Source organism: Noviherbaspirillum sp. (assembly GCF_035944575.1).
Lineage (GTDB): Bacteria > Pseudomonadota > Gammaproteobacteria > Burkholderiales > Burkholderiaceae_D > Noviherbaspirillum.
In genome coordinates this window covers 1-16,156 of the sequence record NZ_DASZBA010000227.1, presented here as the reverse complement: position 1 = coordinate 16,156, position 16,156 = coordinate 1, and the positions used below count along the sequence as shown (strand labels likewise).

Here is a 16,156-nt window from a genome sequence, read left to right as displayed (position 1 = left end):
GGCGGTAAGCTGATCGGATTTCACGGCAAGTGCGGACTCGATGGCCGTCAGGTTAGCCGTTAAAAAATAGCGCAGTGCTGCTCGGGCCTCATCCGGTTTTGAATCGTAAGGCGCATACACCATGACGGCTGCGCCATCGTTTCCGCGCATCAGAAATTTCGCTTTGGCCTGGATCAGCTTCCCGGCGTAATTGCTCGCAGTCGCCGTTCCGTCGATCCAGTACCAATGCCAGACCAGCATCTTCCCCGACGCGCTGTCGATAGCGGCTTCACGCAGCGCAAGTGTTTTGTCGCCGATGTTCTCCTCACGAATGCCGCCGGCAACCTGCCGGAACACCGTATCCTTTTCGTCTACCAGGCGATTGATGGAACTGATGAGCTTCCCATCGTCACCCGAATCGCGGTAATAGAGTACGGCAAGCCCGACTTTCCTGGATTCCTGTTCGTAGTAGTCATACAAAGAGGCGCTCGGGCTCGAAAAGCGCGGTTTCCATTGAGTGAATGCATCCGCTTTCTTCCAGGTGCCGCTGAAGCTGCTCAATGCGGGAAGTGCGGAGTCTTGTCCGGCCTGATCAATATAATGCGCATACATGGGCCAGACGGCTGCACAGGCGGCGCACGCGAGCGCAGCCCCGACAAAATGCTTTCCGTTTGTTGGCTTTGCAGGCTGTGCCGCCGCAGGCTGCCTGGATGATGGGGAAGGCCCGTCGCGATCTTCCCTCCACAGGCTGCCAATACCGAACATCAGGAACATGACAATGCCGAAGAAGAGCCATCCATACACGAGATGGTCGATCCCGACGGCAAGCGTCATCCCGCTGTAATGTCCGATCATGACGATCATGTAAGCACGCAGTCCGTTGGCGAGGATGGGAACGACGATGGATAGCAGGATGAAGACTGCCTGGCGCATACGTGAACGGTACGTCAGGTAGGCATACAGGCTGCCCAGCGTGATCGACGAAATCAGGTAGCGAACCCCGCTGCAGGCTTCCACTACGGACCAGTTTCCGGTCGGAAGTTCGAAGTGGGTGCCATTTCGCAGCACCGGAATGCCGGTGAGCTGGACAGCTGCAACGGTGAAGTCGGCGGTAAATTCGATGAGCGGGTCGATGAATGCGTCGCCGAAAGGGACGGCAAGAAGGAGAAACAGCAGCGGAAAGGCCATGGCGCGGGAGACGGTTGTCCCAAGCACCGCCAGAACCGTCAGTGGAATCATGGCGACAAACGCATATTGCTGCACGACCTGGACTGCCGCGAGATCGGCCAGCAGCCAACCGAAACCGCATGCCGCAATCAGTGCAAGAGCAGGCCAGCAGGGTGTGGCTGCCTCAATAGACAGGCTGTTCCTGCGCTTCCAGATCAGCCAGAGCGAAATCGGCAGGATGATGTAACCGTGCGCGAACGTGTCCGAGCTGTTCCAGATGGCGACGATGGAACGTGCCGTGGCAAAGTAGATCAACACCGCCGTCAGCACCGCAGCCGTGACGGCACAGACTTTCAGGAAGTCGGGCGAATCGGTTGTTGTTGTGGTTGCAAGCATAGTGGCAATGGCAGGTTGATCGTGTCCGGCGGCTTAGGAAAAGGCGGGAAGCATCGTCGGGGTCGCAGGCGCCGTCGGCTCCAGTAGTGCGTCCACACGTGACAAATTGCTTGCCCAACCATACCGCGAAACCACTTTTTCCCGTGCATGGGAACCAATAGTCCTGTCCGGCATGGTTAACTGCCTGATCGTCGTTTCTGCAAACGACTGTGCATCGCCGGCGAGCAGCAACTCCCGCCCGGGCAGTGCGTCGATGCCTTCGAGCGCCTGGGGTGATACCACGACCGGCTTGGCCATCGCCATGGCTTCGAGCACCTTGTTCTGAATGCCGCGTGCAATCCGCAGCGGTGCAACCGTCAGTTTGGCGTGCGCAAGGTAAGGACGTACATCGGGCACCGTGCCGGTCACATGCACACCCGGCAACTCGGCAAGCGCCGTTACCGCTGCCGTGGGACGCGCGCCGACGATATAGAAATGCGCGGCAGGATGTGCTTGCCGGATCGACGGAAAAATGTCGTTGGCGAACCATTGCACCGCATCGATATTCGGCCAGTAATCCATCGCGCCGGTGAAAGTCATGACATCGTGGTCGTCGGCGTATGGATTGTCGAATTGATGTCCCGGCGCGAAATAATCGGTATCCACGCCGTTACTGAAGTACCCGACCTTGTCTTGGACTGCAGGCGCCAGGCGCTTGAACAGGTCCGCTTCCGGTTGCGACACGAAAAGCGACGCATCGAATTCCTGGGTGACCTGCTGTTCATAGTGCAACAACCGGCGTGCTTCGCGGGCATACAGCCAGCTCATGGGCCACCGCTTGTTGTCGGCATATTGCCGCCATTTGTCGGAATCGATATCCACGAAGTCGATAACCCTACGTGCGCTGCGCAGCGACATCGCGTATTGCGCCATGGCGGAGGAAAACACAAGGACCCGCTGGATGCCATGCCTGCGCGTCACCCCGTCGACCCATTCATCAAGGGTGGTATCCCGGTAGTAGTCAATGCTGAGTGCGCGGTTGCCGGCAAGCGCGCCGAGACTTCGCAACTTTGCGGTACGCGGATTCAGTGCCGCGAAGTGACTCTCTCCACACAAATCCTTGACCCGTTCCACGTGCTGCCAGTCATCGGGATCGTCCACGAAGGTCCCGAGGTGGACGTGATAGCGCTTCGCCAGATGCTTGAGGAGATGATACGAACGTATCTTGTCGCCCTTGTTCGGCGGGTATGGGATGCGATGCACAAGGTATAGGAGATGTTCCACCCGATCACCCGAGGTTTTTTACGATGTAAGGCCCGAGCGCGGTCGCAACCGGCATCGGCAGGAATTGCCACATCTTGACGAACAAACGGAACTTTGGATTGAGCGGATTGTTGTCCGGCATTTCCGTCGAGCGGTGCAACTGGTATTCGTAGTGGAGTGCCTGCGGCTCGAATCCCCAGTTCTTCTTGAAATCGAAAGCGCCGGTTCCCAACTTGCTGCGCCCGAAATCGAAGACCTTGTATCCGCGTTCGCAGGCCCGCCGCATCAGCTCCCAGTACATGAAATCGTTGCCGGCCACTGCGCGCGCCTCATCCATGCCGCCGCCGTAGTAGGGCAGTACCTGGTCGCGGAAGTAGAAGCTCAGGACGCTGGCGACGATGCGACCTTGGTTGGTAATGGTCTGGATCTCGCAATCGTCGCCGAATACATCCTTGAGGGTCTGGAAATACCTTTTCGAAAATACCGGCGTGCCCAGCCGATGCACGCTGGTGGCGTAGGCGGTGAACAGCCGGTCGACGTTGTCGTCGATCTCGCATTGCAATCCGGCCTTGATACCTTTGCGAACCATTGCCCGTTGTTTTTTCGGGATGGCGAGCATGTTCTGCTCCGGGTCCGTGAGGATCTCCTTGCGGAAGGTGACGTAAAGTTCCTTGCTTTTCCAGTCGGCGTGTTTCGGTTCCTGGTTGCGATATTCGAGATGCCCCACGTTCAGACTGGCGGCAAGATTCTGCGCATGCCGGTCGAGCGCGTCACGCGCGGCATCACTGAGCGCCGCGATCCCGCCGTAAACGCAAAAGGGCAGGGAGGACAACGAATGTCCGAAGAGTCGGCTCTTGATTTCAGCAAGGCACAATACGCCTTCGATCCGGCCCTCGGCTTCCGCATACAGGAACCACGTCCTGTGGCCGAAGGAACGTTCAATGACCGTTTTCCAGCCGGCCCTATGAAAAAACGTCGCTTCCGGGCATTCGAGAACGAAACGATCCCAGCGCGATTCATCGCCAGCTTGCATAAGTTTGACGACCGGTGCGGTACGCGGACCGGTCATGTGCGGTGCAGGTACCGCTTCAATCACCGTGCTCATTGCCCACCCAAGAAAACCTGGTCCATTCTCCCCCAGTGAAAGTCACGGGTAAGCGCTCTCAGGCGGGTTTCGGTCCGGTCCAGGTTGATGTAATGGCGAAAGCGGGTTTTGAACCCCACATTCTTCTGCCGAGGTTGCTCCGGGTCGAGCTCCCAGGGATGGAAATAAAAAATCGCCGATTGTCCGTCGCGCTCGTTTACCTGCCGCATCAGCCAGCGCGACATTGCATACGGAAAGAAGCGGAAGTACCCGCCGCCGCCGGCCGGCAAATTCTTTTGCATCAGGCGCACGGTCGTAATCGGCAGCTCAAGCAAGCCCTCCTTGCCGTTTGGGTAGAACGCGAACCGCGGCGCATCCGGCATGCCGTAGTGGTCGTGATTGATCGGGTAGATGCTGGAACTGTAGCGGTAACCGGCTTTCAGCAAAACGTCCAGTGCCCAGAGGTTGCGGCTGCCGATGGAAAAACTGGGCGCTCTGTAGCCCAGGACCTGCAGGCCGCCGATGTCCTCCAGCAGCGCTTTGCTGCGTCCGACATCGTCACTGAATTCCTCGGTGGTTTGGTCGGAGGCACGTTGATGCGCATAGCCGTGGCTGGCAAGTTCATGGCCTTGGCCAACGATCCGCCGCACCATCGCCGGGTAGCGCTCCGCGATCCAGCCCAGTGTAAAGAATGTCGCCTTGATGCCGGCGGTATCGAGAAGCGTCAGGATTCGGTCGATATTGGCCTCGACACGGCAGGCGAGATGCGGCCAGCTTTCCCGTGGAATATGGGATGCAAACGCGGAAACCTGAAAATAGTCTTCCACGTCGATCGTCATTGCGTTGCGGATTGGTTTTGCGGACATGTTTGCCTTCTTTTTATTGCGTTCTTACTTGTATTCGCGGATCAGGCTCTGAAATCGCCGGCCATCCATTTTTCGATGGTTTCCGCAATCCGCACCGCAGCTTTGCCGTCCCAGAATTTCGGGGCCCGGCCGGCTTTTCCTCCGGTCCGCATGACATCGTCGAACACCCGAAGAATCGTTTCCGGATCGGTGCCGGCAATCGTGTTGGTTCCTTCATCCACCGTGATCGGGCGTTCGGTATTATTTCGGAGCGTGATGCAAGGGACCCCGAGTGCCGTTGTTTCTTCCTGGATGCCACCGGAGTCGGTGAGGACAAGACGCGCATCCTTCATCAGTCCAAGCATTTCCAGATAGCCCATCGGCGGCAACAGCAGCATCTGCGGCACATTCAGCAACCCGATAAAACCGAACTTTTCGATCATCGATTTCGTACGCGGATGCATCGGAAAAATTACCGGAAGCCGACGGCTTACCGTCAGGGCGGTTTCGAGCAAGGACTTCAGCACGGCCGGATCATCGACATTGGCCGGCCTATGCAGAGTCATCAATGCATATTCGTTCCTGGCGCCCGGAAAGTCCGGTCGGTCCGCCCGCCTGACGATCTGGGGCGTCGGGATGGCGCGCTCAAGATTGCCGAGCAGGGTGTCGATCATCACGTTGCCGACGAAATGAATGCGCGCCGCATCAATGCCTTCGCGAAGCAGGTTGTCGCGTCCGCTCCGTTCGGTCGTAAAAAGCAGGTCGGAGATCTGGTCCGTCAGCACGCGGTTGATTTCCTCCGGCATCGACCGATCAAAACTGCGCAGTCCGGCTTCGACGTGAATAACCTGGATGCCCTTCTTCGCCGCGACCAGCGCGCAGGCGATCGTCGAGTTGACGTCACCGACAACCAGTACGGCCGACGGTTTGAGGTCGTCCATGACCGGTTCCACGCGACGCATCACCTCCGCCGTCTGCACGGCATGGCTGCCCGATCCGACATCCAGATTGATGTCCGGGGCCGGTATGCCGAGCGCTTCGAAATACTGGTGGTTCATCGCCACGTCGTAATGCTGGCCGGTGTGAAGCAACTGTATCGACGGTTTTGACGCGAGGTTCTTCAGCGCCGCGATGATGGGCGCCATTTTCATGAAATTGGGGCGCGCACCGACCACGCATAGAATGCTGTGGCGGTTGCCGGAATTGGCCGAAGTCGTGATCATGGATTCGTTTCTTCCTGGGGTTTTTTGATTTTTGGAGAAAAGAGCAGCTTGGTCAGTGCATCGACGATGGACTGCAGCGCGCGTTCAATTTTTCCGAGGCGTTCGACGACGTGTTCAAAGCCGGATTCCTGCAGGTCGCCCGGGCGCGTCACGAGACTGACCGGCATGGGAGATTCATCAAACGGCGCGCTGCCCCGATCGAACTCCTGTTCGATGTCCCGGATGACGGCTTCGATATGCGACAGGTCGAATGCATGGATCTCTTCCAGATAACCCATCAGGAACAGGCGGTCGCATAAGGTGTTGATCTTCCGCGGGATGCCGCCGGTGAAGGAATGAATTCGCGTATAGACGTCCGCATGCAGGCTGGGATCGTTTTGCCATCCGACCGTATGCAGCCTGTGTTCGATGTAGGTGCGGCACTCGTCAGGATCCATCGGGCCTAGATGATACGAGGCGATGACGCGCTGCCGCAGCTGAACCATGTCGGCACCAAGCAGCGTATGGCGAAACTCGGGCTGGCCCAGCAGAAATGTTTGGAGCAGACAGTTGTCGTTCGTTTGAAAATTGGACAGCATCCGCAGCTCTTCGACAGTCTGCGTGCTCAGATTCTGGGCCTCGTCCACCACCAGCAGCGCACGCTTGCCCTGACGGTCGCAGTTGCGCAGAAACTGTTCAATGCGTGTCAGCAGTTCGGCTTTGCTCGCATCCGCAAACGGCACACCGAACGCCGCCGCTACCATCTTCAACGTGTCTTCGGAGGACAGATGCGTATTGACGATCTGCGCCGCGACGATCTTTTGTGCATCGAGATCACGAAACAGGTTGCGCACAAGCGTTGTCTTGCCGGCACCGACCTCGCCGGTGATCACGATGAAGCCTTCTCCTTGCGATATGCCGTACTGCAGGTAGGCCATTGCGCGTTTGTGATTCCGGCTGCTGAAGAAAAAGCGTGGATCCGGCTTTAGCTGGAACGGTTTCGCACTGAGGTTGTAATAGGACTCGTACATCGAATGCGTATCTCCGCTAAAACTTCATTGACAGGAATGCACTGATTGCATTCTCGTGGTAGTTGTTGGCAAATGTGTCCGAATCCTGCTCGGCGCGCTTGATCTCGATGACGCCGTCCAGTTTGGGTTGAATGCGGTGTGCAAATGCGATCCTGTATGTCCGGAGGCGGTCCTCGGTTCCGGTCACATTCAGCTTCGACTTCGAAAAATCAGCGGTGAACGTAGCATTTGTCCGTGTGCCGATCCGCCAATTCCAGAGCGCGTTCAGGCCGGTCTGCCGGGTTTCGCCGATGCCACCCGTCACCGTGCCCGGGAACAGGATCGCTGCTCCTCCCGCCGATTGAGGCCGTCGGTCCAGGTTATAGGCGGTGAACAACAGGGTGTTCCTCGCACCGGTAATTGCTACCGATGCCCGCAACGCCTTTTGCAGGAAAAACTGGTTGCTCAGATAATTAACCGATCGCGAGAGAGTGGGCTGCAATCCTGTATTTAAGATGAAGCGGTCCACTGCCTGTTGGCGCAGCGCGTCGTCGGGAATGCTGGGACGAAAGAGTTGATTGAGAAATTCAGCGGTACTGGTTGTGGCGGCGAGCGTGAATTCCGATGTCGACGTCGTAACGGATTCGTCGTATGACAGCCGCCATAAGGATGCGCGGCTCCTGATACTGGAGTTCAGCGAGTAGGTCTTGCCGTAAAAGCGTTCTCCGGCACTGAATGCCAGGCTGGTTCGTTCGGTTGGGCGCCAGGAAAATCCTGCGGTATAGAACGTGCCCTCCGGCGCTGCTGCGCTGGCCGCCGCCACATAGTCGTATTTATCGTAGCCAAGGGCGCCTGTCAGATGTAATTGGGGCATCACCATGTAGCGCAGGCTGGCGGTCGTAACTGACAGATCCACCGGCGAAGCATCAGCCGGGCGGATTTTCTGGTGATCGTGACTGAATCCCCACGCCAGGTTCCGGAAAGCCGGATCGCTGCTCACAGTCAGGCGCAGTCCATCCGTGCTGCTCGACGACAGCGCGTCGGAGCTGGTGTCGACGCCCGTGTGGGTGTACCGCAATTCGGCAGAGGCAAGTCCGCGGAAATGATGATGAAGATATGGGCTCGCGCTGACCGTCCTCACCGTGGTCCTGTTGCCGGTGACCAGGTAATTGTCTGTGGCCTGCGGACCGAGAAGGGAGAGATTTTGCTGGCCTATCGAGGCGGTGCCGTCGAACGCAAACAGATTCTTGATGAATTCCACGTTGGTAGTGGCGTCCAGCTTGTGGAAGCTGCTATCGTCCTTGGCGTCACGCGCATAGCGGAGGTACTGGAAAGCATATCTCCCCGTGAACTTCAAGCCCGGCCCGCTTCCGGTGATGCTTATGCCAGGTGATATATCGGTTATCGCGTCCGATCGTTCCGCGCCGGCAGGCGACAGTCTCACATTGTCGGTGTACGTTTGACGCAGTTCCAGATTTGGGACGATGCGCCATTCAGCCGCAAGGGCCGGGGACGAAAACGATAGGGCGGCGATACTTGCCACCCCGAAGGCCGACGTTATCGATACAACCGGAGCGGCGATAGTGAGGCCATGCACGCGCGCCTTGCGTCGGGCGCGGCGTTCATGGCGCGAACCTGATTTAACTATAGTAATAGCCATACTGTTCGCCGCCTCGAAACGGTTTGGCCTTGTTGTAGATCAGGTTGATGTTCTGGCATCCCGCAATCTGACCGAGAGAATTCTTGAGCGCATTCTGTGTCGTGATTTCACCTTCGACGACCACGACGACCTGACCCATCTGCTGGGCGAGTACGCGTGCTTCCGAGGTCAGCAGCAGTGGAGGCGAATCGAAGATGACAAGACGGTCCGGATAGCGTGTCGCGAGTTCGTTGAGCAGCTTGCTCATGGTCTGGCTTGCAAGCAGTTCAGTCGCATGACGATGACTGCTGCCTGCCGGAAGAATGCTCAAGGTGTCGACATTCGTCTTGAGCATGACATCCGCCACATCAAGGCTTTTTCCAAGAAGGACGTCCATCAGCCCCGGCTCCGGATCGAGGCCGAGATTGCGGAGAATTGATGGGCGCGCGACGTCTGCATCCACGAGCAGTACCGTATGGTCCAGTTCTATGGCGATGCTGATCGCCAGGTTGACGGCGCAAAATGTCTTTCCTTCGCCCGGCAGGGAACTGGTAACCATGATGAGGTTATTCGGTTTGGCCGATTTGCCTGGTTGTTCCAATGCTTGTGTAATCAGGGTGCGCTTGATTGCCCGGAATTCCTCGGCAATGGCGCTTCTGCCTGCATTTGGCGTAACCATGCCGGCTTCCTGCAACTTTGCCAGATTCAGTTCAATGGTTCTTGATCTCGACTTGCCTGGGGTCACGGGCGGGACAATCCCGACTGCCTCGGCGGGTTGGACAGGCTCGACAGGGGCAGTAGCGGCGGGCTGAAAATCTATCGGCAGCGCGGGCGCCGGTTCTTGCGCCGGCGCGCTGGCCGTTGGCTTTGCCAGTCTGCCAGCAGCTTTTTCGATAATGCTCACTTTGCCTCCTGATTCATGTCGTTGAACCTTGCTTGTGGCGCGGTCGGACGGGTATTCAATGTGATGACGGTCAATGGGCGTCGCGCTTGGGGGATCAGTCGCTGATTCCAGGTTGGCCAGGCCTTAGGTCCTCAGGAGAAGCAGTCCCATCCCGCCGGCGTAAAAAATGAGGACGCCGACGAAAGAAGCCATGAACGCATACATGCTTTTCTTTCGGCGCTTCTTTTCGATTTCTGTCCAGTTCATGGAAACGCTTCCGAGGACCTGCAGACCGGTTACTTCCCGCAGGTGCGCCAGGCTCACAAAAGTCGGGCGGATCTGACTCATGCCAAAAGCGACAGCCACTCCCAACCCGATCGCGACAAGGAAAGCGGCTGAGAAAAGCAGCGGGCGATTAGGGCCGATTGGTTTTGCAGGAACGGTCGGAGGATCGATGATCCGGAAGGAGATCATTTCGCTGGTCGCGCTCAGGTCCCCGGACAGCTTTGCGGCATCACGGCTCGCAATGAGCTTCTCATAATTGTTCTTGTTGACTTGGTAGTCGCGATTAAGCTGGGCGAATTGTGCTTCGATCTCGGGTACTGCGTTTGCCTGCGCCTTCAGGCGGGCAGCGCGGCCAGAGTATTCGACAACGCGCGCTCGCATCGATGCGACTCTTGCTTCAGCGTCCGACAGTGCAACCTTCAGTTGCTGGAGCACAGGGCTGTAGTTTTTGCCGACGGACTTGCTTGCAGTACTTGATTTGGCTTCCTCCGCCTTGCGTGCCTCCAGTTGCGCGATGAGTCGCTTTGTGGCAATCACATCGGGATGCTGCTCGGTGAACTGGAGCCGCAATGAGTCGAGTGTCTTGGTAAGTGTTTGAATCCGGTCGTCGAGTTCGGGATTGGCCGACGCAGCGATGACGGTACCGCCACCGCCGTCGAATATCGGTTCTTCGCCTGCGATTTCCCGCTTGATGGAATTACGTGCTTCTTCTGCTTCGCTAAGCTCGAGGCGAGCCTGGTTGAGTTGTTCTTCCAGTTGTACAAGCTTGCTGCCAAACTCGCCTTCGCGTCCAGTCAGAGCGGCATGCTTCAGTTTGAAATCCTTGATGGCGCTTTCTGCCGTCAGCAGTTTCTCCTCATACTGCTTGATTTGCTCGTCGATGAAACGAACGGCGTTCGCGGAGCCTTGCATCTTGTCGCCGAAACTGCCTTCGATAAAAATCGTGAGAAGAGACTGCACGACGTTTTTGGCCAGCCGGGGGTCGGCATTGCTATAGGAAATGCTGTAGATGTCGTTGCTGGACGTGCCGGTAATCTTGATCTGATTCATCAGATTGGTGATCGTGGCCTCTTTTTCCTTGACCGATTTGGCATTGATGTCCAAATCGACCATGCGCATCACCCGCTCGACATTCGGCCTGCTGAGCAATGTTTTGCTCATGATGGAGACTTGCTGTTCGAGATCGGGAATGGTTGTCATGCCGGCCAATAACGGCTTCAGGATCGATTCCGTATCGACGAAGACTCTGGCGGACGTCTGATAGTTGTTCGGCATCACGTACACGACAGCGAAGCCTGCTATGGCGGCAATCCAGGAGACGGCCAATGAATACCAGCGGTACTTCCAGATTCCCTTGACGGCGGAAAGCACCTGGTTGATCAGTTGTTCCATGCCTTGAGATTCTCCCTGTGCGGTAGGCCGGTCGCTTCCATAGCGGTAGCTACCAGAGTAACTATCTGTCGTTGAGTGGCAGAAATTATACCTATATATACTTCAATTTCTTGTCGTTTGGCAAAGATTAATCCTGCATTTTCGGGCATGCAATCTTAAACACCAGCAACTTTCTCGGAATTTGCGACATTAAGTTTCCGCATGGAAACGATAGGCATCGCACCTGCTCGAAATTATTTCTTACCTGCAATTTCTTTTGCTCAGCTTGGTCGGTTTGTACATATGCTTCCAGATTAAACTTTCATTTCTTGCAGGTATGTTTCCTATAAAATAACTTTGGTCACTCGGAATCCCGATGACGACCATGGGAGCCTTTCAACAAAATTAATTCGAACGCATTCCCAGTTGTGAAATGCGTTTCATAACTTAAGGGTGAAAAAAGTGAAAATCCAGAATTCAAAGGCGGTGCAAGGTATCAAGTACCTCGTCGCCATCTGTTCGATAGGTCTGCTGAGCGCTTGCGCAACGAATACCGAAATGCCGGAAATGGCTGCAAAACCGGGAGAGCCTAAGCACGAGTATCTTTTGGGACCAGGGGATACGATCAATATCAATGTGTGGCGTAACCCGGAGGTGTCTCAAACGATTCCCGTCAGGCCGGATGGGAGGATAACGATGCCGCTCGTCGAGGATCTTCCTGCAATGGGCAAGACGCCCACACAACTTGCGCGCGAGATTGAGCAGATCCTAAGCAAATATATTCAGCAGCCCGTCGTGACCGTAACGGTAACCAGCTTTGTCGGGCCCTATACCGAGCAGATACGTGTCATCGGCCAGGCGTCAAAACCGCAGGCGCTGCCGTATCGGCAGGGAATGTCGCTGATGGATGTGCTGATCGCAGTCGGAGGTCTTGCCGAATTTGCCGCCGGCAATCGCGCGAACATCGTTCGCACCGTCGATGGCAAGCAGCAAAAAATTGCCGTGCGTCTGAACGACTTGATTAAAAGCGGCGATATTTCCGCAAACATGCCGGTCCGTCCAGGCGATGTGCTGATCATTCCCGAAAGCTTTTTCTAACGAATCTATCGTTGCGCCAAGCCGGCGCGCCGCTTAGGCAAGAATGCGAAAGCGCTCGTTGCTGTCGGCCGCTTGCAAACCTGGAGTTGCAAGCGGCATAGTGGTGAAGCACGCGTTTGACCCTCCGGCAGGCGAAGATGCTCAATCGTTCTTCTTCCGCTCCAGCAGTTCGAGAATGTATTTGCTTGGAATGGCGTAGGTGATTCCACTGGGTTGTGATATCGCCGCCTCCTTGGTTTCCTTGATAAACACCTTGTTGATGACGCCGAAGACTTCCCCTGAGTCGGCATCGTACAAAGGGCTTCCGCTATTGCCCGGATAGGCGGTTCCGTCTAACTGGAACACGTAATAGGGTGTTGCGCGTAATTGCTTTACCAGTTTTGCATTCAGGTTTCGGGAACTGGCCGCGGGAATCGCCACGGGAGTGATGGATGAAATCATCGCGCGATGAGTGACATGATGAAAACCTAAAACCATCCCGAGCGGAAAGCCGGTGAAAAGGAGCGATTGGCCTTCACGCGCGCTGTCGGAGTTTCCAATCTTAAGCGGTGGAAGCGCAGGGCCGTCATGCCGCAACTGTGCGAGATCCCTTTCAGTGTCCTGGTTGATCAATTTCGCTTCACGAAAATCGGTCACGGTGCCGTTGCCGGTAACTACACCTAGTATTTCGCCGCTATCCGTAACACCCACTGCTTGCACGACGTGGGCGTTGGTAATAATGGTTTGGCCGTCTCCCACAATGAAGCCTGTACCAATGAATTTCATTGCCGGGACGCGGGTCTTGTGTAGGGTGGCGATTGCCACGACGGAAGGTTTGAGCTGCGCAATCGTCTTGGGCGCATTGTCGGCCTTCGCCGACGAGAGGAAGAGCGGATTGCAAACGACGGCCAAAACGGCAAGGGCGCTAAACCTTATGGCAGCGGTGCTGCACAACCCTGTGCCGCAGAGGATAGATTTATGCGAGGCATACGGACGGAAGTGCGTTCTTCTCATGGTTTTAATGCCGGCGGGCTAACGGCTTTGTCAGATGGCAGAACCGATAAATATAGTTCAAAATGCAACTAACCGTAGGGAAAGTTAATGGAGGAGAAAAAGGAAAGTATTAAACTTTGTTAGCGAAACATCACTTGCACGCTAAAATGCGTTACTTCATGCAATGTCTGCTGTGCAAGGTACACGGACAGTCATCACGAGCGCTGAACTAATACCATATACACAGAATTTGTCGGGAAAGCTTACATTTGATGGGGTTGTGTTGACATAAGGAAAATCACCTCCGTAATATATGTTGAAAATCAATTGTTTATGCAAACTGTTGTTGATTTGAAATGTGTGGAACGTGTTTTGCTTGCGTTGTATACATCGCGCGTTTGTTGCGCATTTGAACGTTAATGGTGGGACGGGACCTTAAATGACGACCAGTGGGCCAAGTGACAATGACGTCAACATTCAGTTGACCGAAGATTCGGGCGGTTACCATGGACCGAAAAGTGCGTCGCGGCGCCGTTTTGGGAAGTCGGGGCTCGCGGCCTCCGGGGTGCTGATTACACTTGCCAGTCGTCCGGTTTTGGGAACGGAAGTCTGTAAATCCCCATCCGGGTTTTTGTCCGGCAATCTAAGCACGCATGGACCTGCGCCAATCTGCCAAGGCCGCTCTCCGGGGTACTGGAAGAATCACACCAAATGGCCTATTTCAAACCGGACAACTTGCAAATTCAGTAGCGTGTTCACTTGCCCGCGCGGTTCGCCTTATGCAAAAGTGACAATGTTCGAGTTGCTTTCACATCAGACTTTCGACTCGCACAATCTCGGCATGCATCTGGTCGCTTCGTATCTGAATGCCATGGCAGGGTGGACGTCCTTTCTGACGGTTCAGCGTATCCAGTCCATGTTTTCCGAGTGGAGTTCGAGAGGCTATTTTGAACCTACCGCCGGAGTCAGATGGGACGCAGCCCAGATCGTCGACTATCTTCAGCTGACGCAAGGATAATGTGCCGTAGGGAGTGCCGGCGGCACTCCCTGAAACCGTTGGCATGTTCTTGTTGGCCAATCAAACTCATCGGTTACCTACAATGCAGTGGCAAATCATGAATGGCAGCGACCTGAAAACCCGCTGCTGGAATGACGAGTTTGTCGTGTATAACCCGCTTTCCGGCGATACCCATATCTTGAATAAGCGGGCCGCAGACCTATTGTTTGCGCTGCAGTCCGCCGCGTCCGATGTGCTATCGTTGGCGCAGTTGTTATCCGGCAAGTGGCGCTGTGACATTGATGCGGCGTTTTTGGACGAAATTGAAGCGGCGCTATTCGATATGCAGGCGCTTTCACTGGTAGAGCCCATCCGATTTTGACTCCCTCTTCGTTATTCCCCGGCGAACTTGCCGCCAGACTGGAGTCGACTGGCGTTTTCCTGGAAACCGGGGCATTCATTACCCATATCCGCACTTCAATCAGAAGTGTCGCCGAAGGCATTGCGCTGCTTTATGCAGACCATCGTTTAGCCGTTCAAAACGATTTCGCTGATTTTCACGTCAGCCTTGAGCGTCCTGCATCCGTGCGCCGATGGTTTAAACCCCAAGTGCTTTTCAAGTTTGACGGCAAAAGTCCATTCAAACCGCTTCCCCTTGAACAAGCGTTCCCGATGCTGGAATGGGGACTCAACTGGTGTGTATCCAGCCACGCAAATCGGTATTTGATCATTCACGCGGCGGTCATCGAAAAGGGGGGGCATGCAGCGATACTGCCGGCGCCGCCAGGATCGGGCAAGAGCACACTGTGCGCTGCACTCATCCATCGAGGGTGGCGGCTGTTATCGGACGAACTGGCGCTGATCCGAACCAGTGACGGCAGGATCGCGCCGCTTGCAAGGCCGGTGAGTCTGAAAAACCAGTCCATCGATATTATCGGCAACTACGTTTCAGATGGGATTTTCAGCCGTCCCGTAACCGACACCATGAAAGGTACGGTCGCGCATCTGAAGCCGCCTGTGGAGAGCGTGCACCGGGCAGCCGAATTCGCGTTACCGGGATGGGTAATCTTTCCGAAGTGGGAAAGCGGGATGCCTGCGCGTCTCGACGAATTGCCACGAACCCGTGCATTCATGCGGGTCGCAGAGAATGCTTTCAATTACAGCGCGCTGGGAACCCGTGGCTTCGAGACGCTCGCTCGCGTGGTGGACCGCTCTCGCTGTTTCGAATTCACCTACAGCGATCTGGATGACGCTGTAGACATATTCGCGTCGCTTCAACCTGCGACCCCGATTTCGTGAAGCCGGACGCGTTGATCCTGAAGGCATTCCGGGAGCCGCATTCAATCATCGCTTTCCGGCTCCCGGAATGGAGTCTGCTGATCCGTCAGGCAAGGAGAGGGAATGTCCTCGCCTCCTTGCACGCGCTGCTCGATGAACAGGGATTGCTTGACGCGGTACCCGTGCAAGCGCGTGAGCATCTCGAGTGGTCATGGGTTGCGGCTGTCCGTCATACCGAAGCGGTGCGGTGGGAGGTGCGGTTTATTCGGGAGGCGTTGGCAGATCTGGATGTGCCGCTTATCCTGCTGAAGGGGGCTGCCTATGTCCTGGCTGATTTGCCTGCCGCACGAGGCCGCGTATTTTCCGACATTGATATCCTGGTGCCGAAAAACAGGCTGAATGCCGTCGAGGCCGCCTTGATGATGCATGGTTGGGCCAGCATGCACCAGGATGAATATGATCAGCGCTATTACCGTAAATGGATGCATGAACTGCCGCCGATGCAGCACATCAAACGCCTGACGTCGATCGATGTGCATCATGCTATTGTTCCCGAGACAGCACCAGTACATCCCGATGCCGGAAAGCTGCTAGCAGCGGCCGTGTCGGTCGATGACGATAAAGAGGTATTCGTGCTGTCGCCGGTAGATATGGTGCTGCATAGCGCAGTGCATCTGTTCCATGACGGCGAATTCGATAATGCTCTAC

The 16,156-nt window shown here is 55.9% G+C and carries 15 protein-coding genes; 5 read left to right on the top strand and 10 right to left on the bottom strand.

Features of this window, described 5'->3' with window-relative positions:
* From xrtA to VGU61_RS18025, 9 genes are all read right to left on the bottom strand, one after another.
* The coding region (gene xrtA, locus VGU61_RS18065) for an exosortase A (RefSeq protein WP_326860624.1) at nucleotides 1–1,542 on the bottom strand (1,542 nt) is incomplete at its 3' end.
* 33 nt (nucleotides 1,543–1,575) lie between these two features.
* Entirely contained in the window at nucleotides 1,576–2,784 is a 1,209-nt protein-coding gene (locus VGU61_RS18060; protein WP_326860623.1) for a TIGR03087 family PEP-CTERM/XrtA system glycosyltransferase, read from the bottom strand.
* Between the two features lie 25 nt (nucleotides 2,785–2,809).
* On the bottom strand, nucleotides 2,810–3,889 hold the full coding sequence (locus VGU61_RS18055) for a FemAB family XrtA/PEP-CTERM system-associated protein (protein WP_326860622.1): 1,080 nt from the start codon (nucleotides 3,887–3,889) through the stop codon (nucleotides 2,810–2,812).
* Nucleotides 3,886–4,734: an XrtA system polysaccharide deacetylase gene (locus VGU61_RS18050; RefSeq protein WP_326860621.1), complete on the bottom strand. Its 849-nt coding sequence runs from the start codon at nucleotides 4,732–4,734 to the stop codon at nucleotides 3,886–3,888. The genes VGU61_RS18055 and VGU61_RS18050 overlap by 4 nt, the downstream gene beginning before the upstream one ends.
* 41 nt (nucleotides 4,735–4,775) lie before the next feature.
* Entirely contained in the window at nucleotides 4,776–5,936 is a 1,161-nt protein-coding gene (gene wecB / locus VGU61_RS18045) for a non-hydrolyzing UDP-N-acetylglucosamine 2-epimerase (protein ID WP_326860620.1), read from the bottom strand.
* Nucleotides 5,933–6,946: an XrtA/PEP-CTERM system-associated ATPase gene (locus VGU61_RS18040; RefSeq protein ID WP_326860619.1), complete on the bottom strand. Its 1,014-nt coding sequence runs from the start codon at nucleotides 6,944–6,946 to the stop codon at nucleotides 5,933–5,935. The genes wecB and VGU61_RS18040 overlap by 4 nt, the downstream gene beginning before the upstream one ends.
* A 16-nt stretch (nucleotides 6,947–6,962) precedes the next feature.
* On the bottom strand, nucleotides 6,963–8,585 hold the full coding sequence (locus VGU61_RS18035; protein WP_326860618.1) for a TIGR03016 family PEP-CTERM system-associated outer membrane protein: 1,623 nt from the start codon (nucleotides 8,583–8,585) through the stop codon (nucleotides 6,963–6,965).
* Nucleotides 8,566–9,468, bottom strand: a complete 903-nt coding sequence (locus VGU61_RS18030; protein WP_326860617.1) for an XrtA-associated tyrosine autokinase — start codon at nucleotides 9,466–9,468, stop codon at nucleotides 8,566–8,568. Before VGU61_RS18030 ends, VGU61_RS18035 begins: the two co-directional genes overlap by 20 nt.
* A 123-nt stretch (nucleotides 9,469–9,591) precedes the next feature.
* On the bottom strand, nucleotides 9,592–11,124 hold the full coding sequence (locus VGU61_RS18025) for an XrtA system polysaccharide chain length determinant (RefSeq protein WP_326860616.1): 1,533 nt from the start codon (nucleotides 11,122–11,124) through the stop codon (nucleotides 9,592–9,594).
* Between the two features lie 537 nt (nucleotides 11,125–11,661).
* On the opposite strand from VGU61_RS18025, the gene VGU61_RS18020 reads away from it, so the two are divergent.
* A complete protein-coding gene (locus VGU61_RS18020) occupies nucleotides 11,662–12,201 on the top strand; it encodes an XrtA/PEP-CTERM system exopolysaccharide export protein (protein ID WP_326860625.1) in 540 nt (179 codons plus the stop codon).
* Between the two features lie 141 nt (nucleotides 12,202–12,342).
* Here the strand turns inward: VGU61_RS18020 and VGU61_RS18015 are convergent, their stop codons facing one another.
* Nucleotides 12,343–13,194 carry a serine protease gene (locus VGU61_RS18015; protein WP_326860615.1) on the bottom strand — a complete coding sequence of 284 codons (852 nt, stop codon included), beginning with the start codon at nucleotides 13,192–13,194 and terminating at the stop codon, nucleotides 12,343–12,345.
* 772 nt (nucleotides 13,195–13,966) lie between these two features.
* On the opposite strand from VGU61_RS18015, the gene VGU61_RS18010 reads away from it, so the two are divergent.
* The 4 genes from VGU61_RS18010 to VGU61_RS17995 all read left to right on the top strand — a co-directional run.
* Nucleotides 13,967–14,191 carry a hypothetical protein gene (locus VGU61_RS18010; RefSeq protein WP_326860613.1) on the top strand — a complete coding sequence of 75 codons (225 nt, stop codon included), beginning with the start codon at nucleotides 13,967–13,969 and terminating at the stop codon, nucleotides 14,189–14,191.
* Between the two features lie 97 nt (nucleotides 14,192–14,288).
* Nucleotides 14,289–14,552 carry an HPr-rel-A system PqqD family peptide chaperone gene (locus VGU61_RS18005; RefSeq protein WP_326860612.1) on the top strand — a complete coding sequence of 88 codons (264 nt, stop codon included), beginning with the start codon at nucleotides 14,289–14,291 and terminating at the stop codon, nucleotides 14,550–14,552.
* A complete protein-coding gene (locus VGU61_RS18000; protein ID WP_326860611.1) occupies nucleotides 14,549–15,469 on the top strand; it encodes an HprK-related kinase A in 921 nt (306 codons plus the stop codon). Before VGU61_RS18005 ends, VGU61_RS18000 begins: the two co-directional genes overlap by 4 nt.
* A partial coding sequence (locus tag VGU61_RS17995) for a nucleotidyltransferase family protein (RefSeq protein ID WP_326860610.1) occupies nucleotides 15,466–16,156 on the top strand: 691 nt, incomplete at its 3' end. The genes VGU61_RS18000 and VGU61_RS17995, both read left to right, overlap by 4 nt.